2 protein-coding genes and 1 pseudogene are annotated in these 1597 nt (G+C 63.2%); 1 reads left to right on the forward strand and 2 read right to left on the reverse strand.

Features of this window, described 5'->3' with window-relative positions:
* Nucleotides 1-307: pseudogene (locus I5W_RS10045) on the forward strand (tRNA epoxyqueuosine(34) reductase QueG); the annotation flags it as partial.
* A 16-nt stretch (nt 308-323) separates the two neighbouring features.
* On the opposite strand, the gene I5W_RS10050 reads toward I5W_RS10045, so the two are convergent.
* Entirely contained in the window at nt 324-1214 is an 891-nt protein-coding gene (locus I5W_RS10050) for an AEC family transporter (RefSeq protein WP_017451433.1), read from the reverse strand.
* 1 nt (nt 1215) lies between these two features.
* A partial coding sequence (locus I5W_RS10055; protein WP_044529109.1) for a response regulator transcription factor occupies nt 1216-1597 on the reverse strand: 382 nt, incomplete at its 5' end.

The raw sequence follows: 1597 nt of genomic DNA on the forward strand, positions 1-1597 counted from the left end.
GTTCGCCCAACGCGCCAGCCTGCCCGACTTCGACCCGCGCCACGGACTCGACAGCGCCAGCCTGGTCGACCTGTTCGGCTGGAGCGAAGAGCAGTTCCTGAAAAATACCGAGGGCAGTGCGATTCGCCGCATCGGTTATGAGCGCTGGCTGCGCAATCTGGCCGTGGGCTTGGGCAATGCCGCCGATGCCCCCGATTACCGCGGCGATGCGGCCATCGTGGCGGCCTTGCGTGCTCGGCTGGATCATCCCTCACCGCTGGTGGTCGAGCATGTGCGATGGGCACTGGCGCGGCACGGTATTGCCTAGCGCCCGCGCCCAAGCGTCAATGCACCAGCGTCAGCCAGACCGGAATGGTCAGCGCCGAGAGCAGCGTGCCAAAGGAAATCAGGAAAGCCGTGAACGGTCCATTGCCGCCCATGCGTGCAGCCAGGATATAGGCGCTGGAGGCGGTAGGCAGGCTGCAGAACAACACCACGATACGCAATTGCAGCGGTGGCAGGTGCAGCCAGTTGCCGATGGCATAGGCCGCCAGTGGCACGGCAAGGAGTTTGATGAGGATGAACCAGCCCACCACCAGCTTGCTTTCCTTCAGGCCCGACAGGCGCAGACCGGCGCCTACCATCAGCAGGCCCAGCGCAATGGAGGCTGCCCCCAGGCGCGAGAGCACCACGCTGGCCACTTCCGGCAGGTGCAGCCCCAGTGCAGAAAACGTCAGGCCTCCGGCGGTCGCCACCAGCAAGGGATTCTTGGCCAGTTCGCGCAGCAGATTGCCGTTCTTGGGGGCCAATGCGTGCACCGCGGCGATATTGCAAAGAGGTACGCCAAAGCCCAGCAGGATAGCCATCAGCCCGGCCCCTTCTTCGCCGGCCATGCGGGTGGCCAGCGCCAGGGCGATATAGGAATTGAAGCGGTAGGCGCACTGCATCCCCGATTCATAGGTCATGGGCGTGGCGCGCAGCAGGGGTTTGCCCAGCCAGGTCAGGGCGATCCCCGCCAGCAGTGCGCCCACGCCGGTCTGTACCATGCCGCCAGTGACCGAGAGATCGACCTTCAGGCGTGCCGTGGAATAGAACAGCAAGGCCGGGAACAGCAGGAAATAGACCAGCTTTTCCATGCCGGCCCAGAATTGATCGCCCCAGTTGCTGATGCGATAGATCAGCACCCCCAGCGCGATCAGGCTGAAGTCCGGCAGCAGGAGATTGAGGATTTCCACCTTACTTGAGCAGACGCGCCAGCTCGACGGCGGTCTTGACGTTCATCTTGTCGAAGATATGAGCACGGTGCACTTCCACCGTGCGCATACTGATGCCCAGCTCATCGGCGATGACCTTGTTCATCTTGCCGGCCAGGATCAGGTCCAGCACTTCGCGCTCACGTGCCGAGAGCGCAGCCAGGCGGCCTTGCACGGCATCCTCGGCACCGCCGGCACGCGAACTTTCCAGCGCTTGCAGCACGCGGTCCATCAACTGGTTGTCGTTGAAGGGTTTTTCAAAGAAATCGAAGGCGCCATTCTTGAGCATATCCACCGCCATGGGCACGTCGCCGTGGCCGGTGAAGAAGATCACCGGGCGTCGATGCAGCAGGCCACGGGTCTTC

It is taken from the genome of Herbaspirillum sp. B65 (assembly GCF_000333555.1).
Taxonomy (GTDB): Bacteria; Pseudomonadota; Gammaproteobacteria; order Burkholderiales; family Burkholderiaceae_D; genus Herbaspirillum; species Herbaspirillum rubrisubalbicans.